The 26,708-nt window shown below is 64.2% G+C and carries 25 protein-coding genes and 1 tRNA gene; 15 read left to right on the top strand and 11 right to left on the bottom strand.

All coding sequences use genetic code 11. From position 1 onward, the window contains the following. Positions 1-53: 53 nt before the first annotated feature. From B2246_RS06595 to B2246_RS06630, 8 genes are all read right to left on the bottom strand, one after another. The gene (locus B2246_RS06595) at positions 54-1,952 is read right to left on the bottom strand and encodes a potassium transporter Kup (RefSeq protein ID WP_286964029.1); all 1,899 of its coding nucleotides are present in this window, start codon (positions 1,950-1,952) and stop codon (positions 54-56) included. A gap of 371 nt (positions 1,953-2,323) precedes the next feature. Next, complete coding sequence (locus tag B2246_RS06600) at positions 2,324-3,040, bottom strand: ABC transporter ATP-binding protein (protein ID WP_008646845.1); 717 nt, start codon at positions 3,038-3,040, stop codon at positions 2,324-2,326. Next, on the bottom strand, positions 3,037-3,804 hold the full coding sequence (locus B2246_RS06605; RefSeq protein ID WP_017513260.1) for an ABC transporter ATP-binding protein: 768 nt from the start codon (positions 3,802-3,804) through the stop codon (positions 3,037-3,039). Before B2246_RS06605 ends, B2246_RS06600 begins: the two co-directional genes overlap by 4 nt. Beyond that, the gene (locus B2246_RS06610) at positions 3,801-4,865 is read right to left on the bottom strand and encodes a branched-chain amino acid ABC transporter permease (RefSeq protein ID WP_035881956.1); all 1,065 of its coding nucleotides are present in this window, start codon (positions 4,863-4,865) and stop codon (positions 3,801-3,803) included. Before B2246_RS06610 ends, B2246_RS06605 begins: the two co-directional genes overlap by 4 nt. Before the next feature lie 15 nt (positions 4,866-4,880). Continuing rightward, positions 4,881-5,747 (bottom strand): branched-chain amino acid ABC transporter permease, encoded by an 867-nt coding sequence (locus B2246_RS06615; RefSeq protein ID WP_008652164.1) that lies wholly within the window; start codon positions 5,745-5,747, stop codon positions 4,881-4,883. A 25-nt stretch (positions 5,748-5,772) separates the two neighbouring features. Beyond that, positions 5,773-6,966, bottom strand: coding sequence for an ABC transporter substrate-binding protein (locus B2246_RS06620; RefSeq protein WP_008652165.1), 1,194 nt, complete (start codon positions 6,964-6,966; stop codon positions 5,773-5,775). Between the two features lie 85 nt (positions 6,967-7,051). Continuing rightward, on the bottom strand, positions 7,052-7,867 hold the full coding sequence (locus tag B2246_RS06625) for an alpha/beta fold hydrolase (RefSeq protein WP_286880854.1): 816 nt from the start codon (positions 7,865-7,867) through the stop codon (positions 7,052-7,054). A 1-nt stretch (position 7,868) separates the two neighbouring features. Beyond that, positions 7,869-9,518 (bottom strand): benzoate-CoA ligase family protein, encoded by a 1,650-nt coding sequence (locus tag B2246_RS06630; RefSeq protein WP_035881950.1) that lies wholly within the window; start codon positions 9,516-9,518, stop codon positions 7,869-7,871. Positions 9,519-9,766: 248 nt separating this feature from the next. Between B2246_RS06630 and B2246_RS06635 the strand changes: the two genes are divergently transcribed. The 9 genes from B2246_RS06635 (at position 9,767) to aat (ending at position 18,216) form a co-directional block, all read left to right on the top strand. Beyond that, positions 9,767-10,717 (top strand): helix-turn-helix transcriptional regulator, encoded by a 951-nt coding sequence (locus B2246_RS06635; RefSeq protein ID WP_008652172.1) that lies wholly within the window; start codon positions 9,767-9,769, stop codon positions 10,715-10,717. Between the two features lie 120 nt (positions 10,718-10,837). Beyond that, positions 10,838-12,514 carry a 2,3-epoxybenzoyl-CoA dihydrolase gene (boxC, locus tag B2246_RS06640; RefSeq protein WP_286880857.1) on the top strand — a complete coding sequence of 559 codons (1,677 nt, stop codon included), beginning with the start codon at positions 10,838-10,840 and terminating at the stop codon, positions 12,512-12,514. A gap of 41 nt (positions 12,515-12,555) precedes the next feature. Next, positions 12,556-13,980 carry a benzoyl-CoA 2,3-epoxidase subunit BoxB gene (gene boxB / locus B2246_RS06645; protein ID WP_035881946.1) on the top strand — a complete coding sequence of 475 codons (1,425 nt, stop codon included), beginning with the start codon at positions 12,556-12,558 and terminating at the stop codon, positions 13,978-13,980. 26 nt (positions 13,981-14,006) lie between these two features. Beyond that, on the top strand, positions 14,007-15,254 hold the full coding sequence (boxA, locus tag B2246_RS06650; RefSeq protein WP_008652178.1) for a benzoyl-CoA 2,3-epoxidase subunit BoxA: 1,248 nt from the start codon (positions 14,007-14,009) through the stop codon (positions 15,252-15,254). Positions 15,255-15,359: 105 nt separating this feature from the next. Further along, entirely contained in the window at positions 15,360-15,749 is a 390-nt protein-coding gene (locus tag B2246_RS06655; RefSeq protein WP_008652179.1) for an antitoxin Xre/MbcA/ParS toxin-binding domain-containing protein, read from the top strand. Further along, on the top strand, positions 15,709-16,473 hold the full coding sequence (locus tag B2246_RS06660; protein ID WP_187192283.1) for an RES family NAD+ phosphorylase: 765 nt from the start codon (positions 15,709-15,711) through the stop codon (positions 16,471-16,473). The genes B2246_RS06655 and B2246_RS06660 overlap by 41 nt, the downstream gene beginning before the upstream one ends. A 122-nt stretch (positions 16,474-16,595) precedes the next feature. Beyond that, positions 16,596-16,671 (top strand) — tRNA-Met (locus tag B2246_RS06665). Positions 16,672-16,822: 151 nt separating this feature from the next. Continuing rightward, on the top strand, positions 16,823-17,407 hold the full coding sequence (locus B2246_RS06670) for an NUDIX hydrolase (protein ID WP_008652183.1): 585 nt from the start codon (positions 16,823-16,825) through the stop codon (positions 17,405-17,407). Between the two features lie 59 nt (positions 17,408-17,466). After that, positions 17,467-18,216: a leucyl/phenylalanyl-tRNA--protein transferase gene (aat, locus tag B2246_RS06675; RefSeq protein ID WP_035881945.1), complete on the top strand. Its 750-nt coding sequence runs from the start codon at positions 17,467-17,469 to the stop codon at positions 18,214-18,216. Positions 18,217-18,328: 112 nt separating this feature from the next. Here the strand turns inward: aat and B2246_RS06680 are convergent, their stop codons facing one another. After that, entirely contained in the window at positions 18,329-18,727 is a 399-nt protein-coding gene (locus B2246_RS06680) for a hypothetical protein (RefSeq protein ID WP_286880861.1), read from the bottom strand. Positions 18,728-18,904: 177 nt separating this feature from the next. On the opposite strand from B2246_RS06680, the gene B2246_RS06685 reads away from it, so the two are divergent. The 6 genes from B2246_RS06685 to B2246_RS06710 all read left to right on the top strand — a co-directional run bounded on the left by B2246_RS06685 (position 18,905) and on the right by B2246_RS06710 (position 24,964). Then, positions 18,905-19,693, top strand: a complete 789-nt coding sequence (locus B2246_RS06685; protein ID WP_186425299.1) for an arginyltransferase — start codon at positions 18,905-18,907, stop codon at positions 19,691-19,693. Positions 19,694-19,766: 73 nt separating this feature from the next. After that, positions 19,767-20,801, top strand: coding sequence for a quinone-dependent dihydroorotate dehydrogenase (locus B2246_RS06690; RefSeq protein WP_008652191.1), 1,035 nt, complete (start codon positions 19,767-19,769; stop codon positions 20,799-20,801). A gap of 45 nt (positions 20,802-20,846) precedes the next feature. Further along, a complete protein-coding gene (locus B2246_RS06695; RefSeq protein ID WP_008652193.1) occupies positions 20,847-21,905 on the top strand; it encodes an aldo/keto reductase in 1,059 nt (352 codons plus the stop codon). Between the two features lie 292 nt (positions 21,906-22,197). Further along, entirely contained in the window at positions 22,198-23,169 is a 972-nt protein-coding gene (locus tag B2246_RS06700) for an ABC transporter substrate-binding protein (RefSeq protein ID WP_008652195.1), read from the top strand. A 102-nt stretch (positions 23,170-23,271) separates the two neighbouring features. Beyond that, a complete protein-coding gene (locus B2246_RS06705) occupies positions 23,272-24,168 on the top strand; it encodes an ABC transporter permease (protein WP_035881940.1) in 897 nt (298 codons plus the stop codon). Position 24,169: 1 nt separating this feature from the next. Then, positions 24,170-24,964: an ABC transporter ATP-binding protein gene (locus B2246_RS06710; protein WP_008648603.1), complete on the top strand. Its 795-nt coding sequence runs from the start codon at positions 24,170-24,172 to the stop codon at positions 24,962-24,964. Between the two features lie 56 nt (positions 24,965-25,020). On the opposite strand, the gene B2246_RS06715 is transcribed toward B2246_RS06710, so the two are convergent. Beyond that, the gene (locus B2246_RS06715) at positions 25,021-25,287 is read right to left on the bottom strand and encodes a hypothetical protein (protein WP_008648602.1); all 267 of its coding nucleotides are present in this window, start codon (positions 25,285-25,287) and stop codon (positions 25,021-25,023) included. Then, complete coding sequence (locus B2246_RS06720; protein WP_286880868.1) at positions 25,284-26,696, bottom strand: LutB/LldF family L-lactate oxidation iron-sulfur protein; 1,413 nt, start codon at positions 26,694-26,696, stop codon at positions 25,284-25,286. The genes B2246_RS06715 and B2246_RS06720 overlap by 4 nt, the downstream gene beginning before the upstream one ends. Positions 26,697-26,708 lie beyond the last annotated feature (12 nt).

Raw genomic sequence — 26,708 nt, forward strand, 5'->3', positions numbered from 1 at the left:
AAAAACAAAACGCCCCGCTGTTGCGGGGCGTTGTCACATCTGGACCTCGGGAATCAGATTTCTACCTTCGTCCCAAGCTCCACCACGCGGTTGGCCGGAATCGAGAAGAAGTCCGACGGTTTCGCGCCGTTCTGATGCATCCACGCGAACAAGCTTTCGCGCCACATCGACATACCCGGCAGCTTCGACGGAATCACCGATTCGCGCGCGATGAAGAATGAGGTTTCCATCAGCTCGAATTGCATGCCGAGCTTGCGCTGGGCCAGATCCAGCACCCGCTGCACATCAGGCGTTTCCTTGAAGCCGTATTCGGACTTGAGGATGTAGACGCCGCCGCCCAGATCCTTGCAACTCAGGCGCTCGTCGTCGTCCACGTACGGAATGTCGCGCGTCACGAACTGCAGGAAAACCACCCGCTCGTGCAGCACGCGGTTGTGCTTGAGGTTGTGCAGCAGCGACACCGGCACCGATTCGGTGTTGCCGGTCAGGAACACGGCCGTGCCCTCCACGCGATGCGGCGGGGGCGCCAGCAGGCCGGCGATAAACGGCTCCAGCGGAATGCCATCTTCCAGACTACGCGCGCGCAGCAGCTTGCGACCACTGTGCCAGGTCATCAACAGGAAGAACGCGCTACCACCCATCAGCAGCGGGAACCAGCCGCCCTCGGCGATCTTGAGCAGATTGGCCGCGAAGAACGACATGTCGACCACCAGGAACGTCAGACTGATCAGCGTCACCAGTGCAGGGTTCCACTTCCAGACGTTGCGCATCACCAGCGCGGCCAGGAACGTGGTGATCACCATCGTCGTGGTCACGGCGATACCGTACGCGGCCGCCAGGTTATCGGACTTCTTGAAGGCCAGCACCACGCAGATCACAAGTACCAGCAGGATCCAGTTGATCACAGGCATGTAGATCTGGCCAATCTCCGCCGCCGACGTATAGCGGATACGCATCCGCGGCATGAAACCAAGCTGGATGGCCTGGCTCGTCAGCGAGAACGCTCCCGAGATCACGGCCTGCGACGCAATCACCGTGGCCGCGGTGGCCAGCAACACCATCGGCAATTGCAGCGCCGACGGCACCATCAGGTAGAAAGGATTTTCGATCGCGTCGGGGTTGCCCAGCAGCATCGCCCCCTGGCCAAAGTAGTTCAGGATCAGGCACGGCATGACCAGCACGAACCAGGCCGTGCGGATCGGCTTCGCGCCGAAGTGGCCCATATCGGCGTAGAGCGCCTCCGCGCCAGTCAGCACCAGGAACACGCTACCCAGCACGATGAACGCCTGGAGCGAGTGGTCATGCAGGAATGACACCGCATAGACCGGGTTGATGGCCTTGACGATCCCGGGTGCCTGCACCAAATGGATCAGGCCCAGCGCGCCGAGCGCCAGGAACCACACCACCATGATCGGCCCGAACAGCTTGCCCACCACATGCGTGCCGCTGCGCTGGATAAAGAACAGCAAGGCCAGGATCAGCAGTGTGATCGGAATCACGAAGTGGGAAAGCCCCGGCGCGGCAATCTCCAGCCCTTCGACGGCAGACAGCACCGAGATGGCCGGCGTGATCACCGCGTCGCCGTAGAACATGCACGCGCCGAAGATGCCGAACATCATGATCAGCTTGGCCATGCGTGACCGTGGCGCCGCCGTGCGCAAGGCCAGCGCCATCAGCGCCAGAATGCCGCCCTCGCCGTTGTTGTCGGCCCGCATCACGAACATCACGTACTTCAGCGACACGACGATGACAAAGGCCCAGAACAGCATCGAGATGATGCCGAGCACCGCATCGGGACTGAACGGAATGCCATGTTCCGGGCTGAAGCATTCCTTGAGCGAGTAAAGGGGACTGGTGCCGATATCGCCGAAGACGACACCGATCGCGCCGACCACGAGCGCACGGGAGCTCGGGCTTTCGACGTAGTAGTGACTGGTTGTGGATTGAGTCATGGATTTGGGTCTGGTGGACCGGCTCGCGCCTCTCCGGCCTGACTTCGGCTCACCCGGCGGGCTGCCGGACATAAAACCTACCGATGTGGTGATTCAGGCACAAATTCTCTCGCGCAAGCGGCTCCGGTCCCCGATGGGGCGGTATGGCCGTCTCTGCCTCTATTGCATTGCACAAACGCGCGCATTCTAGATGAAGTGCTGTAAGACGACCACTGTGGAAGATGCCCGTGTTGCCAATGCGACCGAACAAGCATGGAAGCGAAGTGGGCCATGGTCAAGCCCTGGTCACCCTTCGCGGTGGGTTGCCCCACCAAACGAGCGTTGCGGACAAGCCACACTGGCGCCCCATGGCGGGCCGCCGATTCTGGAAATCAAACGCCCAGGTAACGGTCCAGCGCGGCCGGCGCGGCGGCCAGATCGGCGGCGGGCCCGGACATGACCACCAGCCCCTTTTCCAGCACGACCACCCGGTCCACATGGGCCAGCACGGCCCGGTAGTTTCGGTCGACAACCACCGACGCGATCCCCGTCGCCCGTATCGTGGCGATCACATTCCAGATCTCATGGACGATCTTGGGCGCCAGCCCTTCGGTAGCCTCGTCCAGGATCAGGCAATCCGGGTTGGTCATCAGCGCGCGGCCGATCGACAGCATCTGCTGTTCGCCGCCCGACAACTGCTGCCCGCCGTGCGACAACCGCTCTTTCAGGCGCGGGAACAGGTCCAGCACGCGGGCCTCGTCCCAATCCTTGCGGCCCTGGCTCCCGGCACGCGCAGCCATCAACAGGTTCTCGCGCACGCTCAGGTTAGGAAATATCCCCCGCCCTTCCGGGACATAGGCGATACCGAGCCGGGCGACCTCATGCGGCCGCGCGCGCGACATATCGCGCCCCACCACGCGGATCCCGCCTTCACGTTCGCGCACGTGGCCCAGCAGCGTCCGCAGCAACGTGCTCTTGCCCATACCGTTGCGACCAAGCAAACCAACCGACTCGCCGGCGCCGACGCGAAAGTCGATCCCGCGCAGCACGTGGCTCGATCCATACCAGGCGTTGACGCCATCTGCGTCAATGATCGCGGCATGGCTCATGCGGCCTCCTCTTCGCCGAGATAGGCCAGTTGCACTTCCCGATTGGCGCGGATGCTGGCCGGATCGCCGGTGGCGATCACCGTGCCGTTCACCATCACCGTGATGCGATCGGCCACGGCAAACACGGCCTCCATGTCGTGCTCGACCAGCAGGATCGCGTGGCCCTCCTTCAGGCCGCGCAGCAGGTCAAGCATCCGCTCCGACTCCTCGGCCCCCATGCCAGCCAGCGGTTCGTCGAGCAGCAGTGCCACGGGCTCGGTCGCGAGACACATGGCCACCTCGAGCTGGCGCTTCTGGCCATGCGCGAGATCGCTGGCAAGCCGGCCAGCGTGCTGCATCAGCCCTGCCCGTTCGAGCGCCTCGTCGGCCAGCGCGCGGCTCGTGCGGCAGCCCTGCGCCGGCTCCCAGAGCCGCCAGGCCCGCTGCGCGCGCGATTGCGCCGCAAGCCGGCAATTCTCGCGCACGGTCAGCGGCAGGAAGATGTTGTTGCGCTGGTAGCTGCGACCAATGCCGTGGCGCGCCAGCTTGGGCTGCGCCCAGCCCGTGACATCGCGCCCTTGCAATTGCAGCCGGCCCTCCGATGGTGGCAGTTCGCCCGACAACAGGTTGATCAGTGTCGACTTGCCGGCGCCGTTGGTGCCGATCACCGCATGGATCTCGTGCAGATGCAGGGCCAGGTCCACGCTGTTGACCGCCGTGAGCCCGCCAAATCGGCGCGTCAGGCTTTGCGCATCGAGTACCGGAACCGATGGGATCGTGTTCATACGGCCTCCCGGCTGCGTGTGTTCGATTCGGTGGCCGCGCCCGCCCGCCGCGCGCGACGCGGAGAACGATGCCGCAGTACCGCCGGCACGCTGACCAGCCCGCGCGGCAGCAACGCCACCGCCAGGATGATGAAACCGCCCATCAGCAGCTGCCAGTGCTTGGTCAACGTGCCGAACCATTCGGCCAGCAGCACGAACGAGAACGCACCCAGCACGGCGCCAGCCAGGCTGCCGACGCCGCCAAGAATCACCATCAGCATCGCGTTGCCCGACTGGTGCCAGGAAGCAATCTCGGGATTCACGAAACCGAACTGGATCGCATAGAGGTACCCAGCCAGCCCCGCGAACGCACCGCCCACGACGAACGCCCCGAGCTGATAGCGATAGGTGCCGAACCCGGCCGCCCGCATCCGCTGCTCGTTGTGCCGGATCCCCACCAGCGCGTGGCCGAAGCGGGAACGCAGCAGCAAGGTCAGCGCGGCCACGGTCAGCGCCAGCGCAACGAGCACCAGCCAATAGAACTGCACAGGGTCGTTGACGGTCACCGGTCGCGCCGAAAACAGCCCGAACTCGGGACGGAAGTAGATGTAGGTGCCGTCGCTGCCACCGGCGATCTTCGTGTCGTGGAACACGAAGTACACCATCTGCGCGAAGGCCAGCGTGACCATGATGAAGTAGATGCCGCGCGTGCGCAGCACGAGCGCGCCAACCACCAGCGCCAGCGCGGCCGCCGCGCCCACGGCGCCGAACAGCAACAGCCAGCCATTGCCCGGCCCGCTCTCGGGCGCCAGCATCGCCGTGGCATAGGCGGCCATCGCGAAGTAGGCGGCGTGGCCCAGGCTCACCAGTCCGGTGTAGCCAATCAGCAGCTGCAGCGACAGCGCGAAGATCGCCATGATCATGACCTTGCTGAGCAGCTCGATGTAGTACTTGTGGCTGTCGGCGGTCAGCAGCATCGGCATGGTGCAGAGCACGGCCAAGGCCACCAGCCAGCCAGCGGCCGCCATCCAGCCCGGGCGGCGGATGTCCTGTCGTGGCGGTGTCAAGGAATCGGAATGCATGTCAGGATTTCCTGCTCAGCCCGCGCGGAACAGCCCCTGGGGCTTCCACAGCAGGATCACGGCCATCAGCAGGTAGACCAGCACGCCAGCCGCATCCTGCCAGAACACCTTGCCGAACGTATCGACGAAGCCGATCAGCAGCGACGCCACCAGCGCACCCTTGACCGAGCCGATACCGCCGATCACGACCACGACGAAGCAGATGATCAGCACCTGCCCGCCCATGCCCGGGTAGACCGAGGAAACAGGCGCGGCGATCATGCCTGCCAGCACGGCCAGGGCCACGCCGAGCGCGAACACGAAGCGATAGAGCACGGTCACGTTGACGCCAAGCGACTGCACCATCTCGCGGTTCGTGGCGCCGGCGCGGATCATCATGCCCACGCGCGTGCGGCGAATCACGTAGTACATCGCGCCGGCCACCAACAGGCAGACGGCCGAGATGAACAGGCGATACACCGGATAGGTCATGTCGTTGCCCACCGGCAGCGACCAGTCGAGCAGCGACGGCACTTGCACACCGTGCACGTCGTCGCCCACCAGGATGCTGCGCAACTCCTCGAATACCAGGATTAGCCCGTATGTCATCAGCACCTGTTGCAGATGGTCTCGCTGATACAGGTAGCTGAAGAAGGCCCACTCCAGCACGTACCCGAACAGCACGGCCAGCACGATGCCGAGCGGCAGCGCAATGAACAGGTTGCCCGTCAGGCTGGCCAGCGTGAATGCCAGATAGGCCCCCAGCATGTAGAAGCTGCCATGTGCGAGATTGATCACGCCCATGATGCCGAAGATCAGCGTCAAGCCGCTGGCCACGAGGAACAGCAGCAGCCCGTACTGCACGCTGTTCAGGCACTGAATCAGAAACGAGACAAGGTCCATCGCGATGCCGCTTTCCAACGTGCGATTACAGGCGGCAGCCGCGCGCCGGATCGGCCAGCGCCTTCACGGCGACGCTGCTGACCTTGTTGTCGCGGCCATCGACCTTGCGCAGATAGAAGTCCTGCACCGGGTTGTGCGCCTTCGACAGCGTGAAGGCGCCACGCGGGCTATCCACCTTCGCGGCTTCCATCGCCTTGATGACCTCCGGCTTGCGCGACATGTCGCCCTTGACCGCATTGGCGCCAGCCGCCAGCAGTTGCGCGGCATCGTAGCCTTGTACCGCGTAGACATCGGGCTGCAGCTTGTACAACTTGGCGTAGTCGAGCCGGAAGCTCTTGTCGCGCGGATTGGTCAGGCCATCGGCATAGTGCAGCGTGGTCTCCAGACCCTGCGCCGCGGCACCCTGCGCCTCGAGCGTGCCGTCGGTCAGGAAGCCTGATGCGTACAGCGGAATCTTGTCCTTGAGACCGGCGGCCTGCCAGTCCTTGACGAACTTGACCGCGCCGCCGCCGGCGAAGAACACGAACACGGCGTCGGGCTTGATCGAAGCCACTTCGGTAATCAACGCCTGGAATTCGACATTCGGGAACGGCAGGCTCAACTCCTTCACCACCTTGCCGCCCTTGGCTTCGAACGCTTCCTTGAAGCCCTTGACCGACTGCTCGCCCGCTGCGTATTTCCACGTCAGCGTGACCACCTTCTTCAGGCCGCGATCCGCCAGCACATGGCCCATTGCATAGCCCGGCTGCCAGTTCGAGAACGACGAGCGGAAGATGTTGGAGCCGCACAGCGGCCCGGTGGCTTCGTCCACGCCGGCATTGGGAATGATCAGCAGCGTATTGTTTTCCTTGGCCACCTTGACGATGCCCATTTGCACGCCCGAATGAACCGTGCCGACCACCACGTCGACCTGGTCGCGCTTGATCAGCTTGGTGGCATTCTCCGGCGCCTTGGCCGGATCGGACTCGTCATCGACCTTGAAGTATTCAACCTCGCGGCCGCCCAGCTTGCCGCCCTGCTCCTGCACGTACATCCGGAAGCCATTTTCGATAGCCCCGCCGAGGGCGGCATAAGTGCCCGTGTACGGCAGCATGAAGCCGACCTTGATCTTGCCGGATGTGGCCGGCGCGCTCTGGGCCAGTGCCACGGACCCCGTGGCGAGCAGCGTGGCGACGGCGAGGCAGGCTGGCAATAGCCTGCGCGATGCATTGCGATGCATGGGGGTCTCCTCCCTGGTGGTCTGAAGCCTTTGGTTTCAAGCCATTTGGCCCGCGGTACGGCAGCGTTCCTGCCGTCAGGGCCAATTATTTTATATTTGAAGTATGTGTGTTTATAAACGCCACGGCTGCCGCCGTCAATGCGCCGGACTGGTCCCGGTGCGGCGAATGTCCACACCGCGCGAGTTTAAGCAGCACCGTCTGCGGCGCATATCGCTGGATACCCTCGATTTGCTCCATCGTGCCGTACTCGTCGTCCTCGCCCTGTACCGCCAGCACCGGGCAGCGGATGTCGGACAACAACGGGCGCAGGTCGAAGCGGCGGAAGTCGGGGTTGAGCCAGATGTCGTTCCATCCCCAGAATGCCGAATCGACATCATGGTGGTGACGCGCGAGCTTCTCGCGCAGATCTGTCTGCAGATAGGTCTCGCGCGTGACGGCGATGCTGCGCACGGACAGGTCTTCAACGATGATGTGCGGCGCCAGCACCGTCAGGCCATCGACCGCATCCGGAAAGCTCGCCGCGTGAATCAGCGCGATCGACCCGCCGTCGCTGTGTCCGAGCAGCCACGGCTTGCCATGGCGGCGACCCGGCCCGATATCCAGCGCCTCGAACAAGGCCGGCAGCGCCTCCCGCGCCTGCCGGTGCATGAAATCGACGCCCCATCTCTCTGCATGCGGGCGCGGCGTGGAGCCCCCGTAGCCATAGCGCGAAAATACAAGCCCACGGAAATCACCGGCTTCGCAGAACTGGCGCGGAAAGTCCCGCCACATGCTGATCGAGCCCAGCCCCTCATGCAGGAAGACCACGAGCGGCCGCGTCATCCGTTCCGCGCGCAGCCATTGGTACTCGATGTCGATACTGCGTCCGTCGAACGGAATCTGAACGATGTCGGTATGCATGTCAGCGCTGCCGTGCGGCTTCCTCGCGCTGGCGCAGCCGGAAACGCTGGATCTTGCCAGTGGCGGTCTTGGGCAACTCTTCGACACATTCGATCTGCCGCGGATACTTGTACGGCGCGAGGCGGGACTTCACGAACGCCTGCAGTTCCGCGGCCATGCCTTCGTGCCATTGCTGGCCCGGCCGCATCACCACGAACGCCTTCGGCTTGATCAGGTCGTCCGCATCGGCCACGCCGATCACCGCGGCCTCGAGCACCGCCGGATGCAGGGCCAGCGCGGCCTCCACCTCGAATGGCGAAACGTAGATGCCGCCGACCTTGAGCATGTCATCGCTGCGGCCCGCGTAGGTGAAATAGCCGTCGGCGTCGCACACGTACTTGTCACCGCTGCGCGTCCAGGCGCCAACGAACGTGTCGCGGCTCTTCTCGCGATTGCACCAGTACATCAGCGCGGCCGATGGGCCTTTGATATAGAGGTCCCCAACTTCGCCGGGCGCGCAGGGCTCGCCTCGCTCGTCGAGCAGTTTCAATTCGTAGCCCGGCACCGGCTTGCCCGTGGTGCCATAGCGCACCTCGCCTGGCCGGTTCGACAAGAAGATGTGCAGCATCTCGGTGGAACCAATGCCGTCGAGGATGTCGCACCCGAAATGCGCGAGAAAGCGGTTGCCGATGTCCTGGGGCAGTGCCTCACCTGCTGACGTGCACACACGCATCGCCACATCGGCGCGCGGCGGCAAATCTGGCGAGGCGAGCATACCGGCGAACAGCGTGGGCACCCCACAGAACACAGTGGGACGATGGGTGGTCAGCCGCTGGAACACGGCCTGCGGGGTTGGCCGTTCGGCCATCAGGATCGTCGTGGCGCCCACCGCCAGCGGAAACGTCAGCGCGTTGCCGAGCCCATAGGCAAAGAACAGCTTGGCCGCCGAGAACACGGTGTCGTCCTCACGGATGCCCAGCACGCGACGCGCATAGAGGTCGGCGGTGTGAAACAGGTTGCCATGCGTGTGGACCGTGCCCTTGGGCCGACCGGTCGACCCGGACGAGTACAACCAGAACGCCATATCGTCGGGCCCGGTTGCGACGGATTGCGCCAACGGCGGCGCGCTCGCCGCCATGGCGCTGACCGTGTTGGCCGCGTTGGCCGAATCCTCGGTATGCGGCGCGGCCACGATCAGATCCGGTGTGACACCCGCCTTGGTCATAGCCGCGCGCATCGTCGGCAGCAATTGCGCCGAGACCACCACCGCCCGCGCCCCGCTGTGCTCCAGCATGTAGGCGTAGTCCTCGGTCGTCAGCAGCGTATTGACCGCCACCGGCACCACGCCGGCAAGCAGGCAGCCAAGAAACACGGTGGGAAAATCGATCGTATCGAACGCGCAGAGCAGTACACGTTCCTCGCGGCGGAAGCCCGCCCGCACCAGCGCGCCGGCGAAACGGCGGCAGCGCTCGTCGAGTTCGGCGAAAGTCAGACTGCCCGCGTCATCAATGTATGCCGTCCTGACGCCCCGTCCTGCGACAAGGTTGCGTGTCAGCAAATCCTCGGCGGCGTTATAGCGCGGCGGCAACGCGGCAATCGCCGTTTCGGCATGGGGGTCGGTCGATGCGGCGGCGCAGCCGGCCTGGCCAACGCTCGAGATCGGGGGCGTCATGTCTCCACTCCTCTGGCCATCCGGCGGTCTCGAACAACACTGCGCGCGGCATGGCATCCAGCAGGTTTGTCTTTTTGTGCCGACAGCCATGGAAGGTTGCCGACGATGTGCGATGCATTTTATTGCATATCGACTATTATGCAAGCAAGGGTATGCACTATATGACCGCAGAGGCACGGATCCGCCGCGCACTTTCCTGCACGTATAATGCCGCCGCTCCGATTGTGGAATCCCAAACGCCCTGAACCATGCGCCGCGACCCTGATCCGCTTATGACCGCCGAAGGCCGCCCGGACAACCGCGCGGCCGGAGAACGGGACCCGTATCTCACGCATCTGGGTGAGCGCATCCGCTCACTGCGCGCGGCACGCGGCATGTCGCGCAAGGATCTGGCGCGCGGCGCGGACGTATCGGAACGCTATCTCGCCAATCTCGAAACCGGCACCGGCAATGCATCGGTGCTGCTGTTGCGGCAGGTCGCCAACGCGCTGGACGTGCCACTGCCCGTGGTGCTGGCGGAGGTCGACGGCCATGCCGACGCGGGCGGCGCGGGCAACCCTCGCGCCACAGAGTTCTCGCAACTGATTCAGTGGCTCGCACAACTGCCGGCGAGCGATCTGGCCCGCGTGCGGGAAGCCGCGCGGCACGCGCTGTCACCGACGGAATCCCGTGACGCCCGCCATCGCCGCATCGCGTTGATCGGCCTGCGCGGCGCGGGCAAATCGACGCTGGGCCGCGCGCTCGCAGCCGCGGAGGACATGCCGTTCGTCGAACTGAACGCCGCCATCGAAAAGGAAGCTGGCGCGAGCCTTTCCGAGATCCATTCGCTGTACGGCCAGGCCGCGTATCGCCGCTACGAAATGCGCGCGCTGGAGCGCGTGCTGCGCGAGAACGACACCATGGTGCTGGCCACGCCGGGCAGCCTGGTTTCCGAACCCGCCACGTTCAACCTGCTGCTGTCGCGGTGCTTCACGATCTGGGTGCGCACGTCACCCGAGGAACACATGGCGCGCGTGGTAGCGCAAGGCGACATGCGGCCGATGGAAGGCAACCGCGAGGCGATGACCGACCTGCGGCGCATCCTGCAAGCCCGCACGCCACTCTATTCGCGCGCGGACGCCTCGATCGACACCAGCGGCCAGGATGCCGCCACGTCACTGCACACGCTGCAGGCGCAGATCCTGCACACGCGGGCCTGACACCCCTCCCTTCAGTTTTTTCTTCGCAACGGGCTTGCGCGATCTTGCATCGCCTCGATTGATGCACTATATTTCATGCCAGAAGATAAGGCACTATAGTGCATCAAGGAGACAGCCCTCATGTCGGATACCGCCCCCATCGCATCCAGCGCCCCCGTCACGTTCGAGCGCGACCCCGAGCAATACCGTCACTGGCAACTTACGTTTGAGGGCCCTGTCGCCACGCTGGCGATGAACGTCGATGAGGAAGGCGGACTGCGCCCCGGCTATGCGCTGAAGCTGAACTCCTATGATCTGGGCGTCGACATCGAACTGCACGATGCCCTGCAGCGCATTCGCTTCGAACATCCGGAAGTGCGCACCGTGGTGATGACGAGCACGAAAGATCGCATCTTCTGCTCGGGCGCCAACATCTTCATGCTCGGCAAGTCCAGCCACGCGTGGAAGGTCAACTTCTGCAAGTTCACGAACGAGACCCGTAACGGCATCGAGGACGCCAGCCTCCACTCGGGCATCAAGTTCATCGCCGCCTGCAACGGCACCACGGCGGGCGGCGGCTACGAGCTGGCGCTGGCCTGCGACGAGATCGTGCTGGTTGACGACCGCTCCTCGGCCGTGAGCCTGCCCGAAGTGCCGCTGCTGGGCGTGCTGCCGGGCACCGGCGGCCTGACGCGCGTCACCGACAAGCGCCATGTGCGCCGCGACCACGCCGACATCTTCTGCCTGACCACCGAAGGGGTGCGCGGGCAACGCGCCAAGGACTGGAAGCTTGTCGACGAGGTGGTGAAACCCGCACGCTTTGCCGAATACGTGCGCGAACGCGCGCAGGCGCTGGCCGCCCAGAGCGACCGCCCTGCCGATACACAGGGCGTGAGACTGACGCCACTGACGCGCGCCGTGACCGCCGAAGGCTATCGGTACGAAACCGTTCGCGTCGACATCGACCATGAGTCACGCCGCGCAACGATCACCGTGTCGGCGCCCGACGCCGGTCAGCCCCGGGATCTGGCCGGCATCCTCGCCGCCGGCGCCCAGTGGTGGCCACTCAAGATGGCACGCGAACTGGACGACGCCATCCTGACGCTGCGCACCAATCATCTCGATATCGGCATGTGGATCCTCAAGACCACCGGCGATGCCGCCCAAGTGCTGGCGGCCGATGCGCTGATGGATGCCCATGCCGGCCACTGGTTCGTGCGCGAGACGATCGGCATGCTGCGCCGCACGCTGGCGCGCCTGGATGTGTCGTCGCGCAGCCTGTTCGCGCTGGTGGAACCGGGCTCCTGCTTTGCCGGCACGCTGCTGGAACTGGTGCTGGCCGCGGACCGCGCCTACATGCTGCAACTGCCCGACACGCCGGACGAAGCTCCCCGCGTTCATGCCGACGTTGCCAACTTCGGCCGCTATCCGATGCCGAACGGCCTGACGCGCCTGGCCGCACGCTTCTATGAAGATGCCAACGCCATCGCCGCCGTGCGCGAACAGGCCGGCAAGCCGCTCGACGGCCCCGCCGCCGAAGCCGTTGGCCTGATCACGGCCGCGCTCGACGACATCGACTGGGAGGACGAAATCCGTATTGCCACCGAGGAACGCGCGAGCCTGTCGCCCGACGCCCTGACCGGCCTGGAAGCCAACCTGCGCTTCGGCGGGCGAGAAACGATGGAAACGCGCATTTTCGGCCGCCTGACGGCCTGGCAGAACTGGATCTTCAACCGGCCCAACGCGGTCGGCGAACACGGCGCGCTCAAGGTATTCGGCACCGGCAACAAGGCACGCTTCGACTGGGATCGGGTCTGACGACTGTCCGATCTGACGGCAAATATAAAAGGAGACCCGCAATGAGCATCGACTACAGCCAGAAGATTCCGAACAACGTGAACCTCTCCGAGGACCGCACGCTGCAGCGCGCGCTCGAACACTGGCAGCCGGCGTTCCTGGACTGGTGGCGCGACATGGGGCCGGACGGCTCGCACAACTTCGATGTCTACCTGCGCACCGCGGTCTCCGTCGATCCATCAGGCTGGGCGCACTTCGAGCACGTGAAGATGCCCGACTATCGCTGGGGCATCTTCCTGCAGCCGGCGGACCCCAATCGCCGGATTCACTTTGGCGAGCACAAAGGTGAAGCGGCCTGGCAGGAAGTCCCGGGCGAACACCGCGCCAATCTGCGCCGCATCATCGTCACGCAGGGTGACACGGAACCGGCATCGGTGGAGCAGCAACGCCATCTGGGCCTGACCGCGCCGTCGCTCTATGACCTGCGCAACTTGTTCCAGGTCAACGTGGAAGAAGGCCGACACCTGTGGGCCATGGTCTACCTGCTGCACCGCCATTTCGGTCGCGACGGCCGTGAGGAAGCGGAAGCGCTGCTGGGCCGCCGCTCGGGTGACGAGGACAATCCACGCATCCTGGGCGCGTTCAACGAGCGGACCCCGGACTGGCTGTCGTTCTTCATGTTTACCTACTTCACCGATCGCGACGGCAAGTTCCAGCTCTGCGCGCTGGCTGAATCTGGCTTCGACCCGCTTGCGCGCACCACGCGCTTCATGCTGACCGAGGAAGCACACCATATGTTTGTGGGTGAGTCCGGCGTCTCTCGAGTGATCCAGCGCACCTGCGAGGTCATGCGTGAGCGCGACATCCAGGACCCGGCGGACGTGCGCGCCGCTGGCGTGATCGACCTGGAAACGATCCAGCGCTACCTGAACTTCCACTACAGCGTCACGATCGACCTGTTCGGGGCGGACCAGTCCTCCAACGCCGCCACGTTCTACAGCGCCGGCCTCAAGGGTCGCTTCGACGAAGGCAAGCGCGACGATGACCACTTGCTCAAGGGCGACGTGTACCGCATCCTCGACGTCCGGGATGGCAAGCTGACCGAGCGTGAAGTGCCGATGCTGAATGCGTTGAACGAGGTGCTGCGCGACGACTACATTAAAGACTCCATGGGCGGCGTGGCACGCTGGAACAAGGTCATCGAGAAGGCGGGCATCCCATTCCGCCTGACCGTGCCGCACAAGGCGTTCAACCGCAAGATCGGCACCTTCGCGAACCTGCACGTGTCGCCCACCGGCGAAATATTGACGACCGCCGAATGGGAAGCCAACAAGGACAAATGGCTGGCGACTGAACAAGATCGCAAGTACGTGGCTTCGCTGATGGGGAGGGTGGTAGAACCCGGCAAGTACGCCAACTGGATCGCGCCGCCGGCAGTTGGCATCAACCGCCAGCCGGTTGATTTCGAGTACGTTCGTTTCAACTGACGACCTATCCATCGAGGCTGACGATCATGGGCGCCGCCGACATCATCAAGCAACATCTGATCGACCCGGAAATCTGCATTCGCTGCAATACCTGCGAAGACACGTGCCCGATAGATGCCATCACTCACGACGACCGCAACTACGTGGTCAAGGCTGACGTCTGCAATGCGTGCAATGCATGCCTGTCGCCCTGCCCCACCGGCGCCATCGACAATTGGCGCACGATGCTCAAGGGCCAGGCCTACACCATCGAAGCCCAGTTGACCTGGGACGAACTGCCGGAAGAGGTACCGCTGCCCGAAGCGGAGATCGAGGCAGCGGCTGCAGCCGGACAGGTCATCGATGAAGCGTCGCGCGGCAGCAAATCCGTGGCCGTTCAGGAGGTGGAGACCAGCCGGCATACGTCATCCAGGGCACCGTGGTCGGCCGCGCATCCGTACGTCAACCTGCACGGCGTGCGCGAGCCGGTGACCGCCACGGTGGCCGGCAACTACCGGCTGACCGCCGAGGATGCATCGAGCGACATCCATCACATCGTGCTCGATTTCGGCAATCACTTCTTTCCGGTGCTGGAAGGTCAGGCAATCGGGATCGTGCCGCCCGGCACCGATGCATCCGGAAAGCCGCACTACATCCGCATGTATTCGGTGGCCAGCCCGCGCGACGGAGAGCGGCCGGGTTACAACAACCTCGCGCTGACCGTGAAGCGCGTGGACACCGATCACGATGGCAACCCAGTGCGCGGCGTGGCGTCGAACTTCCTGTGCGACCTGGCCAAGGGCGACCCGGTGCAGGTGGTCGGGCCGTTCGGCAGCACATTCCTGATGCCGAACCACCGCGAAGCGAGCGTGATGATGATCTGCACCGGTACCGGGTCCGCGCCGATGCGGGCAATGACCGAGCGTATGCGCCGCAACATGGACCACTTCAGCGGTCGCCGGCTGCTGTTCTTCGGCGCCCGCAATCGGCGGGAACTGCCCTACTTTGGCCCGCTGCTGAAGCTACCCAAGGACTTCCTGGACATCCACTTCGCGTTCTCGCGCGATCCGGAGGTACCGCGCCGGTATGTGCAGGACGCCATTCGCGAGGCCTCGGCCCAGGTGGCCGCGTTGCTGGCAGACCCGCATGGTCATATCTACATCTGCGGACTCAAGGGGATGGAGGAAGGCGTGCTGGATGCATTCGCCGAGGTCTGCGCCACGTCGGGTCAGTCGTGGCAGGACATCGAGCCGCGTCTGCGTGCCGAAGGTCGCCTGCATATCGAAACGTATTAGGAACGGGATCGGGAAACGGAATCACCACAGGAATCAACACCATTTGCAGCTTCCCTTCTGAAACCGGGTGCCTATAATGTTTCTCAAGAAACAGGAGCATAGGCGATGCAATCTGGTCAGATTCCGACGCCGGACCCCGGAAGTGCCCCCGATCCTGGCGTAACGCTCACCAAGGCCGTGATGCGCGCGGCTGGCTTTCTCGGCATCAGCCAGGCCATCGTGGCCAGCGTGCTGGGGATCAGCACCGCTTCGGTTTCGCGCATGGCCTCGGGCGGCTACGTGCTCGACGCCCATCGCAAGGAATGGGAGTTCGCCGTCCTGTTCGTGCGCCTGTTCCGCTCGCTCGATGCCATCCTTGGCCACGAGGAACAGGCGCGGCTCTGGCTGACCCACGACAATCTCGCACTCGGCGGCAAGCCGCTCGAACTGATCCGCACAACGGAGGGCATCGTACGTGTCGTTCACTACCTGGACGCCACCCGCGGTCGCATCTGAGCGCAAGCCGTTCGCGCTCAGGCTCTGGCGGGCGGTAGAAGCGCAACACGTGGTGTCGACCATGCCGCTGGTCGACACGCTCGAGGAGCAGGCCGTGCTGGAGGCCGTCCTCGACGCCGGCAAGCCCGTCGTGCCACTCGATGCGCGGCATCTGCACTATCTGATCTACACGCCGTTCCGCTACCCGCCCGCCGCCGAGGGCTCACGCTTTCGCGGCCCTCAGGACATCGGTGTGTTCTATGGCGCCGAAGCCATTCGCACGGCCTGCGCGGAGCTTGGATTCTGGCGCTGGCGGTTCCTGCAGGACAGTCCGGCGTTGCCGCGCATCGATGCGCGCGCGCAAACCCTGTTCCAGGTCAGCGTGAAGACCGACGGCGTGGCACTCGATACGCCGCCGTTTGTGGAAGACGGCGCGCGCTGGACCGACGCCAACCAGCATGACGAATGTCAGGCGTTCGGGCGCACCGCGCGCGAAGCAGGCATCGGCATGATCCGGTACACATCGGCGCGTGACCCCGTGCACGGCGCTTGCGCCGCCATCCTCACCCCCCGCGCCTTCGACGTGCCCGAGCCGCTCGCCACCACTACCTGGATGCTGACCGTACGCCGCGACCGCGTGATGTGGCAACGCGACGACCTGCAGCAACGCGACAGTTTCGAGTTCGAAGGTGCCTGGTGGGATGCCCTACGGCAGCGCACAAGCGAAAGTCCTTCCACACCCTGAACCGACTGCCACGCGCAACGATCTAACCCTTGTCGGCAGGCCATCCAGCGTGTCTCCGCAATTATTCGGATGTTTCTGTTGCATTGCGTCAACGACTCACCTATAATCACAGCTTCGACGGACGCGGGGTGGAGCAGTTGGCAGCTCGTCGGGCTCATAACCCGAAGGTCGCAGGTTCAAGTCCTGCCCCCGCAACCAACCGATCGTCGCACAGCAAACCCGCCTATTGGCGGGTTTTTTGTTTGCCATGGCGCACACGCTTTGCATGACGTGCCGGACGGCAGGGGCCATACAGAAGCGCCCCGGCGCGGTGATACACTTGGCGCCATTCCTCCCGAATGCTTCCCTCATGAAATTCTGCTCGAACTGTGGCCATGCGGTAGTTTTGCGCGTGCCTGAAGGCGACAACCGCCCGCGCAGCGTGTGCGATAGCTGCGGCACCATCCACTATGTGAATCCGCGCAATGTCGTGGGCACGATCCCGGTGTGGGAAGACAAGATCCTGATCTGCAAACGCGCAATCGAGCCGCGCTATGGCTTCTGGACGCTGCCGGCGGGGTTCATGGAAATTGGCGAGACCACCGCACAAGCCGCTTCGCGCGAAACGCTGGAGGAAGCCGGCGCCCGCGTGGAAGTGGGTGAACTGTTCTCGATGCTGAACGTGCCACACGTGCATCAAGTGCATCTTTTCTATCTGGCCCGCCTGCTGGACCTGGATGTAGCCCCGGGCGAAGAAAGCCTCGAGGTCAAGCTCGTCGACGAAGCCGATGTGCCTTGGGACGATCTGGCATTCCCCACGGTCATCCACACGCTGCGCTGCTTCTTCGCCGACCGCGCTGCCGGCAGGATCGCCGATAGCAGCTTCCGGTTGCATACACTCGACATCGACAAGCCGATGCGCCCGCTGACCAGCCGCGCCACGGTTACGCCGTAAAAAGCGGCGCCCAACCCGCAGGCTTCCCGCGATTCCAGCCACAACCCCAGCCTCAGAGCATGATCACCTGGCTCGACCCGCAGGACCCGTTTCCACCGGTCGAGCGCGCGCTCGGACCAGCAAGTGACGCGCCGGGGCTCCTTGCGGCCAGCCGCGATCTTTCACCGCAGCGTCTGCTTCTAGCCTATCGACAGGGCATCTTTCCCTGGTACTCGGAGGGCCAGCCCGTTTTGTGGTGGAGCACGGACCCGCGAATGGTGCTGGCCCCGCATGGGCTGAAGATATCGGTGTCGCTACGGAAGACCCTGCGTCGCATCCTGCGGGACCCCGACTGGGAAATTCGCGTCGATGACGATTTCGTCGCCGTGATGCAGGCTTGCGCAATGACCCCACGCGATGGCCAGCTCGGCACCTGGATCACGGACGACATCGTCGCAGCGTACGGCAGCCTGCATCGCCTCGGACTCGCGCACTCTGTCGAGACCTGGTATCGCGGCGAACGCGTTGGCGGTCTCTACGGTGTGGCCCTGGGGCGCATGTTCTACGGCGAGTCGATGTTCGCCCACCGCACGGATGCGTCGAAGATCGCCCTTGCGGCGCTATGCGGATTCCTGGAACGCCACGGCGTGACCATGATCGACTGCCAGCAGGAGACCGATCACCTCGCCTCGCTCGGCGCAGAGCCAATCCCTCGCGAGCAGTTCATTGCACACGTTCGCCAGACGGCTGCCGAAGCCAATATCTCGCCCTGGCGTTTTGACAAATCTGAACTGACGCGCTGGACGTCACAGGCAAGTACCGGACTCTGATTGCACGGATCATCGGGGACAAGTGTCGGCGTCACGTGCCCACACTGGTATCAGCGCCCCCTCGACCCGTACCCGGCGATTGCCCACGCTGCAGCCCCCCACGTACGCGCGGCTACGGGACATTTCGTCTGCTCACCTGGATCCGATCAATTCGCTGATCCATCTGATGCAGGCGTCGATCGACCTGGTCCAGCCGCCCCGTGAGTCGCTTATCCATCTCACCAATCGAATTGGTAAGCCGCTTGTCCATCTCGCCAATTGAATTGGTGAGCCGCTTATCCATCTCAATGATCGACATGGCAAGTGGACTCACCGCAGCCGTGAGCTTTTCCTCCATGATCGCATTCTGATAGCTCATCACCGCGACCAGTGTCGCGCCGCCAGCAGCGATCGCCGCGATCAAGGCGGCGATCTCCGTGATCCTGGACGGCCGCGATTCACGTGGCCCGTGGGTGCTGGCGTCTGCGACGCTGCGCTCGATAGTCTCTGCCTGAATGACCATGGCTGTCATTGCAAATTCTCCGCTGTGTCAGATGACTCACATGCTAGGCGTCCGCCATCCGTCGCACCATGCGAGGAATCTCAAAATGGTGCCTCACCTCGGCAGCACGCCACGGCATTGCCTTGCAGACGTGCGCCGGCCCGCTCTGATAGACTGCCAGACAAGCCCCCGTCCATCTCCGACGCCATGAGCAAGCTGAAGGAACTCCCGCTTTCCGCGCTGCAGTTTTATGCGACGGCGCCCTACGCTTGCAGCTACCTCGAAGGCCGCATGGCACGCTCTCAGGTGGCCACGCCGGCGCACCTGATCAATGCCGACGTCTACTCACGGCTGGTACGGGCTGGCTTCCGGCGCAGCGGCATCTTCACCTACCGCCCCTATTGCGACGAATGCCGCGCCTGCACGCCATGCCGGGTGCTGGTCGAGCAGTTCAGACCCGATCGCAGCCAGCGCCGCGCATGGCGAGACCATCAGGGCCTTCAGGCCCTCGTGGCGCCGCTCACCTACGTCGAGGAGCATTACTCGCTGTATCTGCTTTACCAGTCGATGCGCCATGCCGGCGGCGGCATGGACCAGGACAGCCGCGACCAGTACGAGCAGTTCCTGCTGCAGAGCCGTGTGAACTCCCGTCTGGTGGAGTTTCGTGAACCACCGGGATCCCCGGAAGCGGGACGCCTGCGCATGGTCAGCATGATCGACGTGCTCGACGATGGCCTGTCGTCCGTCTACACGTTCTACGACCCCCTGATCGTGGGCGCGAGCTACGGGACCTACAACATCCTGTGGCAGATCAACCAGACCCGTGAGCTTGGCCTGCCCCACCTGTACCTCGGGTACTGGATTGCCGACAGCCGCAAGATGGCCTACAAGGCACGCTTTCAGCCATTGCAGGTACTCACCGGCAATCAGTGGCACACCTTCGAGGCTCCGGCGGAGGCATCCGGGCAACCTGCACCCGGCCCAGCCCTGGAGTAAGAACGGACGCAGGAGGCGCTACAATGCCGCCTTGGTTCAGACTCCTCGCCGGCCCTGGCCGCGCCCCACCCTCGTGCTCAACGCGCTTTACCCCCTGCTGCGCCCCGCCCTGTTTTCCATGGATGCGGAGGACGCCCACCATTTCACGCTCAATAACCTGATGCGCGCCAAGCGCATGGGGCTGGCCGGATGCATCGGCAACAGCATCGCCGACGACCCGCGCACGGTCATGGGCGTTCGCTTTCCGAATCCGGTCGGCCTGGCGGCCGGCCTGGACAAGGATGGCGCGTATATCGATGGCCTGGCGGCATTCGGCTTCGGCTTCATCGAAGTCGGTACGGTCACACCTCGGGCGCAGCCGGGCAACCCGCGCCCGCGCATGTTCCGACTGCCGCAGGCCGACGCGCTGATCAACCGCATGGGCTTCAACAACGGGGGCGTCGATGCATTCATCCGGAACGTCCAGGCATCCCGCTGGAAGGCCGAAGGCGGTGTGCTGGGGCTCAATATTGGCAAGAACGCCGATACGCCGATCGAGCGCGCGGCAGACGATTACCTGTACTGTCTTGAGCGCGTCTATCCGCACGCAAGCTATGTCACGGTGAATATCTCATCGCCTAACACCAAGAACCTGCGCCAGCTCCAGGGCGCCAGCGAACTCGATAGCCTGCTGTCCACACTCAAGGCCGCCCAGCAGCGCCTGGCCGACCAGCACAAGCGCTACGTGCCCGTGGCGCTCAAGATCGCTCCCGATCTCGACGATGACCAGGTTCGCAACATCGGCGATGCGCTGGTGCGCCACAAGATCGACGGCGTGATCGCCACAAACACGACGATCTCGCGCGACGCCGTGAAGGGCCTGCCTCATGCAGAGGAAGCGGGCGGTCTGTCCGGCCGGCCGGTGTTCGAAGCCTCCACGCGCGTGGTTCGCGCGTTGCGCGAAGTCATTGGCGACGCGCTGCCGATCATCGGTGTAGGCGGCATCTTCAACGGCGCCGATGCGCGCGCCAAGATCGATGCCGGCGCGCAGCTCGTGCAGCTCTACAGCGGCCTGATTTATCGCGGGCCGACGCTGGTACGCGAGTGCGCCAGCGCCCTGCGCCGATAGCGGATTTCAGGCATTCTGTCGGCCGACACGATCCAGGGAAACACCATGAAAAAGATCCGACTCGGCCGCAGCGACCTCGAAGTCTCGCGCATCTGCCTGGGCACGATGACCTTCGGCGAGCAGAACACCGAGGCCGAAGGCCATAGCCAGCTCGACTACGCATTCTCGCGGGGCATCAATTTCATCGACACCGCCGAGATGTACCCGGTCAAGCCGCGCGCCGAGACGTACGGCAGCACCGAGCGCATCATCGGCACCTGGCTGAAGAAGCAGCCGCGTGATCGCGTCGTGCTCGCCAGCAAGGTGGCCGGCCCGGCGCGCAACCCGTGGATACGCAATGGCGGCGATCTGACGCCAGACAGTATCCGCGCTGCGGTCGAAGACTCCCTCAAGCGGCTGCAGACCGACTACATCGACCTCTACCAGATTCATTGGCCGGCGCGTAACGCACCGATTTTCGGCCAGAAGCGCTTCAACCCCGAAGCTGAGCGGCAGTGCGCAACAATTGAGGCACAACTCGAAGCGATGGGCGACCTGGTGCGGGCCGGCAAGATCCGCTACGTCGGCGTGTCAAACGAAACGCCGTGGGGCGTGACGGAGTTCGTCAATGTGGCCGAGCGGCATGGCCTGCCCCGCATCGCCACGATCCAGAACCCGTACAACCTCGTCAACCGCAGCTTCGAGCAGGGGCTGGACGAGACCTGCTTCCGCACCGAGGTCAGCCTGCTGGCGTACAGCCCGCTCGGGTTCGGCCAGTTGACCGGCAAGTACCTGACCGGTGATGCAAACCACCCCGTATTCAACCCCGACGCCGTTGGCCGGCTGACGCGCTTCTCCCCTGACTGGAGCCCGCGCTACATGCGAGCCGAGACGATGGCGGCCGCGGCGCGCTACCAGGAACTCGCCCGCGCGCACGGGATGTCGGGCGCCACATTGGCACTGTCATGGTGCTATTCGCGCTGGTTTATCGCCAGCACGATCATCGGCGCCACGAGCCTTGCGCAACTTAAAGAAAACGTAGACGCCCTGGACACCGCACTTTCAGCCGAGGTGCTGTCGGCCGTTGAGCGCATTCACGCCGAAATCCACAATCCGGCGCAATAATTTGCGGTGCACCTCCCCGGTAGAGGTGTTTTTCAGCAGGATATGGCGCGGTGCGGCATTAAAAGCGAGCCATCCAGGCGGTGAAAATGGTATGCTGCGAGCCTTCGCGCCGTCGTATCCGTTGCGACCGCGCGCGCGCCCGCACCTGCCGCCGGGCGCAGCGCGCCCGCACGCGGACCGACCGGGTCACCCTGCCTGACATGTTTCCAGTGCCAGCAGGCTTACTGTCAGGACGGCGGTCACGTTTTTGCGGCTGATCTAAAGCACCGAACCCTCGGGGGAGAACAAATACATGCTGCGTCTCAAGGCATCCACCAAAACCATCCTCGGCAGCGCAGTCGCGCTGGCTCTGCTCTACGGCGGCGCCGTGCAGGCCCAGACTGTGAAGGTCCTGTCGATCGTGGATCACCCGGCACTCGACGCCATTCGTGACGGCGTGCGCGACGAACTGAAGGCCAACGGCTACGACGCCGACAAGAACCTGAAGTGGGAATACCAAAGCGCCCAGGGCAACACCGGCACGGCCGCCCAGATCGCCCGCAAGTTCGTGGGTGACCAGCCGAACGTGATCGTGGCCATTGCCACGCCGTCGGCGCAGGCCGTGGTGGCTGCCACCAAGTCCGTCCCCGTGGTGTATTCGGGCGTGACCGATCCGGTGGCTGCTCAGCTGGTCAAGAGCTGGGGCGCATCGGGCACCAATGTAACCGGCGTGTCGGACAAGCTGCCGCTGGACAAGCAGGTCGCCCTGATCAAGCGCGTGGTGCCCAAGGCCAAGAACGTGGGCATGGTCTACAACCCGGGTGAAGCCAACTCGGTGGTGGTGGTCAAGGAACTGAAGGCACTGCTGGCCAAGGAAGGCCTGACCCTGAAGGAAGCCGCCGCGCCGCGTACCGTGGACATCGGCCCGGCCGCCAAGAGCCTGATCGGCAAGGTGGACGTGATCTACACGAACACCGACAACAACGTCGTGTCCGCGTATGAATCGCTGGTCAAGGTGGCCAACGAATCGAAGATCCCGCTGGTGGCTTCGGACACCGACAGCGTGAAGCGTGGCGCCATCGCCGCCCTGGGTATCAACTACGGTGACCTGGGCCATCAGACCGGCAAGGTCGTGCTGCGCATCCTGAAGGGTGAAAAGCCGGGCGCGATTGCTTCGCAAACCTCCGACAACCTTGAGCTGTTCGTGAACACGGGCGCCGCCGAGAAGCAAGGCGTCACCCTGTCGCCGGACCTGATCAAGGAAGCCAAGACCGTCATCAAGTAAGACCCAAAGAGGCCGCGCCGCCTACCCTACGAGCGCGGCCTTGAGCGCCCCCAGGGCCCTACCCGGGCCAAACCGGTCGGGCTAGCAACAGGATTTCCCCCAATGTCCCTCTTTTCCCTTCTGGGCGCCCTCGAGATCGGCCTGATCTTCAGTCTCGTAGCGCTCGGGGTGCTGATTTCCTTCCGCATCCTCAATTTCCCCGACCTGACCGTCGACGGCAGCTTCCCATTGGGCGGCGCCGTGGCTGCCACGCTGATCTCGGCCGGGCACGACCCGTTCACCGCCACGGTGGCCGCCATCATCGCCGGCTCGCTGGCCGGTTTCATCACGGGCTGGCTCAACGTGCGACTCAAGATCATGGATCTGCTGGCCAGTATCCTGATGATGATCGCGCTGTACTCGATCAACCTGCGCGTCATGGGCCGCCCGAACGTGCCCCTGATCACCGAACCGACCATCTTCACGATCCTGCAGCCGGAATGGATGCCCGACTACGTGCTGCGCCCGGTAGTGCTGTTCGTGGTGGTCGTGATCGCCAAGGTTGGCCTGGACTGGTTCTTCTCGTCGCAACTTGGCCTGGCGATGCGCGCCACCGGCGCCAACCCGCGCATGGCCCGCGCCCAGGGCGTGCCCACCGGCCGCGCGACGCTGGCCGGCATGGCGCTCTCCAATGCGCTCGTCGCACTGGCGGGCGCGTTGTTCGCGCAGACGCAAGGCGGCTCCGACATTTCGATGGGTATCGGCACGATCGTGATTGGCCTGGCCGCCGTGATCATCGGCGAAACGATCATTCCGGCACGACGTCTGGTGTACGTCACGCTGGCTGTGGTGGTTGGCGCAATCCTCTATCGCTTCTTCATCGCGCTGGCGTTGAACAGCGAGTTCATCGGCCTCAAGGCACAGGATCTGAACCTGGTGACGGCTGCCCTCGTGACGCTGGCGCTGGTGCTGCCGGCCACGCGCAAGAAGCTGTTCGCCCGCAAGAACGGAGGTGCCTGACATGCTGCGCGCCGAAAACCTGAAGCTCACCTTCAACCCGGGTACTCCGATCGAGAACCGCGCCCTGCGCGGCCTGAGCCTGGAGATTCCGGCTGGCCAGTTCGTTGCCGTGATCGGCTCGAATGGCGCCGGCAAATCGACCTTCCTCAACGCGGTCAGCGGCGACCTGATGGTCGACACCGGCCGCATCATGATCGATGACGTCGACGTCACGCGCAAACCGGCATGGGATCGTGCCCATCTGGTGGCCCGCGTGTTCCAGGATCCGATGGCCGGCACCTGCGAGGCGCTGACGATCGAGGAAAACATGGCATTGGCGATGGCACGTGGTTCGCGTCGCGGCTTCCGCCCGGCGCTGAACAAGTCGTCGCGCGAGCTGTTTCGCGACAAGCTGCGCCTGCTGAACCTGGGCCTCGAGAACCGGCTGACGGACCGGATTGGCCTGCTGTCCGGCGGCCAACGCCAGGCAGTAAGCCTGCTGATGGCTTCGCTGCAGCCGTCGCGCATCCTGCTGCTCGACGAACACACCGCGGCGCTGGACCCGAAGACGGCGGCATTCGTGCTCGAACTGACGGCCCGGATCGTCGAGGAAAGCAAGCTCACGACGATGATGGTCACGCACTCGATGCGCCAGGCACTCGACTATGGCCAGCGCACGGTGATGCTGCACCAGGGCCAGGTCGTTCTGGATGTGTCCGGCGACCAGCGCAAGGGGCTGGACGTGCCCGATCTGCTCAAGATGTTCGAGCAGACACGGCATGAGCAGCTCGATGACGACGCGCTGCTGCTGGGGTAAATAGGCAAGCTCCCCTCACCCGCATTGCGGGAGGGGAGCTTACCTGTGGCAGTACCTTATATCGTTCCCGCCTTATCCAGCCACTTCTTGAGCTGGTCGGTCACCGCAGTGCTCGAGAACGAGCAGCTATCCTGCGCGAACACGGCCGACATTTCCATCCTGCGCAGCAACTCTTCCATCGCCTGACCGAATACCGGCGGCAACGTCAGCGACGATGCCGAGGCACGCCACTGTTCGATCAGATCCCCCACCGGCAGGCTGCCGGCGACGTGTGCATCCAGCGCAGTCCGCATTGCGGCCAGCGTCTCCTGATTGGCGCTCATGAACGCGCCCTCCTTTCCTTGTAAAGTTCGCGGAACGTCCGGCCGCTCGGGGCCGGCATGTCACGCGTGTCCGTCCATCCCTTACCCGCCATCGGCAGGCTTGCGATCAGCTTTCCACGGCCGCCCATGCGTGCGAGCAGTCGCGCGCCCATGCGCGTGACAAACGCGTACAGATCCGGGCGTCGTGCAATAAAACCCCAGGCCTGCAGCGCCGCCCGCTCCTGCCACGGACGCAGGCGTCGTTCCATCTGTTTCTCGCGCAGCTTGCGCAGCAGATCGGACAGCGGGATCGACGCCGGACAGACGCGGTTGCATTCGCCGCACAGCGTGGCTGCCTGCGGCAGGTCCAGTGCATTCGCCAGCCCGACGTAACTCGGCGTCAGCACGCTGCCCATCGGACCCGGATAGACCCAGCCATAGGCGTGCCCGCCGATCTTCTGGTACACGGGGCAATGGTTCATGCAGGCGCCGCAGCGAATGCAGCGCAGCATCTCCTGGAACTCTCCGCCGATCAGGCCGCTGCGCCCACCATCGACGAGCACGAAGTACATGTGCTCCGGACCGTCCCGCTCGCCCTCGGCACGCGGCCCAGTCAGCAGCGAAAAATAGTTCGAGATCGCCTGCCCCGTTGCCGAACGCGGCAACAGCCGCATCACGGTGGCCAGATCCTCCAGCGTCGGCAGGACTTTCTCGATACCGGTTACGGCCACGTGCACGCGCGGCATGATCGTACACATGCCCTCATTGCCTTCGTTGGTGACCACGGCCACCGAGCCGGTCTCGGCGATGATGAAATTCCCGCCCGTGACGCCCATGTCGGCGGACAGGAACTCTGGCCGCAGCACCTCGCGCGCTTCGCGCGTCATCTCGGGGATATCGGTCAGACGAGGCTTGTTATGGACCTTGGCGAACAGGTCGGCAATCTGGTCCTTGTCCTTGTGGATCACCGGCGCAATGATGTGCGACGGCGGCTCGGCATCGTTGATCTGCAGGATGTACTCGCCGAGGTCGGTCTCGATGCTCTGCACGCCCATCTCGCCAAGCACCTGGTTCAGGCGCATCTCCTCGGTCACCATCGACTTGCTCTTGATGACCTTCTTCACACCATGCTTTTGCGCGATTTCGCCCACTAGCCTCGCGGCATCGGCGGTCGATTCGGCAAACAACACCGTGGCGCCACGCTTTGTCGCGCTCTCCTCGAACTTGGCCAGCCAGACGTCGAGATTCTCGAGCGCCCGGTTGCGCCGCTCCTTCAACGCGGCGCGCGTGGCATCGAAATCGATGTCGCGGATCGCATCGGCGCGCGCGGTGACGAACTTGGTCGAGAGCTTCTTGAGGTTCTGCTGCAGGCGCTGGTCGGCAAGCTTCTGCCCTGCGCGCGCCTTGAATTCCATGCTGTGGACTTGCATCGTGGGGGCTCG

The organism is Cupriavidus sp. UBA2010 (assembly GCF_002335265.1).
Classification (GTDB): domain Bacteria; phylum Pseudomonadota; class Gammaproteobacteria; order Burkholderiales; family Burkholderiaceae; genus Cupriavidus; species Cupriavidus metallidurans.

Excerpts from the sequence above, each read along its gene's own strand:
- B2246_RS06595 (WP_286964029.1), bottom strand. The coding sequence starts at position 1,952 with ATGACTCAATCCACAACCAGTCACTACTACGTCGAAAGCCCGAGCTCC.
- B2246_RS06600 (WP_008646845.1), bottom strand. The coding sequence starts at position 3,040 with ATGAGCCATGCCGCGATCATTGACGCAGATGGCGTCAACGCCTGGTAT.
- B2246_RS06605 (WP_017513260.1), bottom strand. The coding sequence starts at position 3,804 with ATGAACACGATCCCATCGGTTCCGGTACTCGATGCGCAAAGCCTGACG.
- B2246_RS06610 (WP_035881956.1), bottom strand. The coding sequence starts at position 4,865 with ATGCATTCCGATTCCTTGACACCGCCACGACAGGACATCCGCCGCCCG.
- B2246_RS06615 (WP_008652164.1), bottom strand. The coding sequence starts at position 5,747 with ATGGACCTTGTCTCGTTTCTGATTCAGTGCCTGAACAGCGTGCAGTAC.
- B2246_RS06620 (WP_008652165.1), bottom strand. The coding sequence starts at position 6,966 with ATGCATCGCAATGCATCGCGCAGGCTATTGCCAGCCTGCCTCGCCGTC.
- B2246_RS06625 (WP_286880854.1), bottom strand. The coding sequence starts at position 7,867 with ATGCATACCGACATCGTTCAGATTCCGTTCGACGGACGCAGTATCGAC.
- B2246_RS06630 (WP_035881950.1), bottom strand. The coding sequence starts at position 9,518 with ATGACGCCCCCGATCTCGAGCGTTGGCCAGGCCGGCTGCGCCGCCGCA.
- B2246_RS06635 (WP_008652172.1), top strand. The coding sequence starts at position 9,767 with ATGCGCCGCGACCCTGATCCGCTTATGACCGCCGAAGGCCGCCCGGAC.
- boxC (WP_286880857.1), top strand. The coding sequence starts at position 10,838 with ATGTCGGATACCGCCCCCATCGCATCCAGCGCCCCCGTCACGTTCGAG.
- boxB (WP_035881946.1), top strand. The coding sequence starts at position 12,556 with ATGAGCATCGACTACAGCCAGAAGATTCCGAACAACGTGAACCTCTCC.
- boxA (WP_008652178.1), top strand. The coding sequence starts at position 14,007 with ATGGGCGCCGCCGACATCATCAAGCAACATCTGATCGACCCGGAAATC.
- B2246_RS06655 (WP_008652179.1), top strand. The coding sequence starts at position 15,360 with ATGCAATCTGGTCAGATTCCGACGCCGGACCCCGGAAGTGCCCCCGAT.
- B2246_RS06670 (WP_008652183.1), top strand. The coding sequence starts at position 16,823 with ATGAAATTCTGCTCGAACTGTGGCCATGCGGTAGTTTTGCGCGTGCCT.
- aat (WP_035881945.1), top strand. The coding sequence starts at position 17,467 with ATGATCACCTGGCTCGACCCGCAGGACCCGTTTCCACCGGTCGAGCGC.
- B2246_RS06680 (WP_286880861.1), bottom strand. The coding sequence starts at position 18,727 with ATGACAGCCATGGTCATTCAGGCAGAGACTATCGAGCGCAGCGTCGCA.
- B2246_RS06685 (WP_186425299.1), top strand. The coding sequence starts at position 18,905 with ATGAGCAAGCTGAAGGAACTCCCGCTTTCCGCGCTGCAGTTTTATGCG.
- B2246_RS06695 (WP_008652193.1), top strand. The coding sequence starts at position 20,847 with ATGAAAAAGATCCGACTCGGCCGCAGCGACCTCGAAGTCTCGCGCATC.
- B2246_RS06700 (WP_008652195.1), top strand. The coding sequence starts at position 22,198 with ATGCTGCGTCTCAAGGCATCCACCAAAACCATCCTCGGCAGCGCAGTC.
- B2246_RS06705 (WP_035881940.1), top strand. The coding sequence starts at position 23,272 with ATGTCCCTCTTTTCCCTTCTGGGCGCCCTCGAGATCGGCCTGATCTTC.
- B2246_RS06710 (WP_008648603.1), top strand. The coding sequence starts at position 24,170 with ATGCTGCGCGCCGAAAACCTGAAGCTCACCTTCAACCCGGGTACTCCG.
- B2246_RS06715 (WP_008648602.1), bottom strand. The coding sequence starts at position 25,287 with ATGAGCGCCAATCAGGAGACGCTGGCCGCAATGCGGACTGCGCTGGAT.
- B2246_RS06720 (WP_286880868.1), bottom strand. The coding sequence starts at position 26,696 with ATGCAAGTCCACAGCATGGAATTCAAGGCGCGCGCAGGGCAGAAGCTT.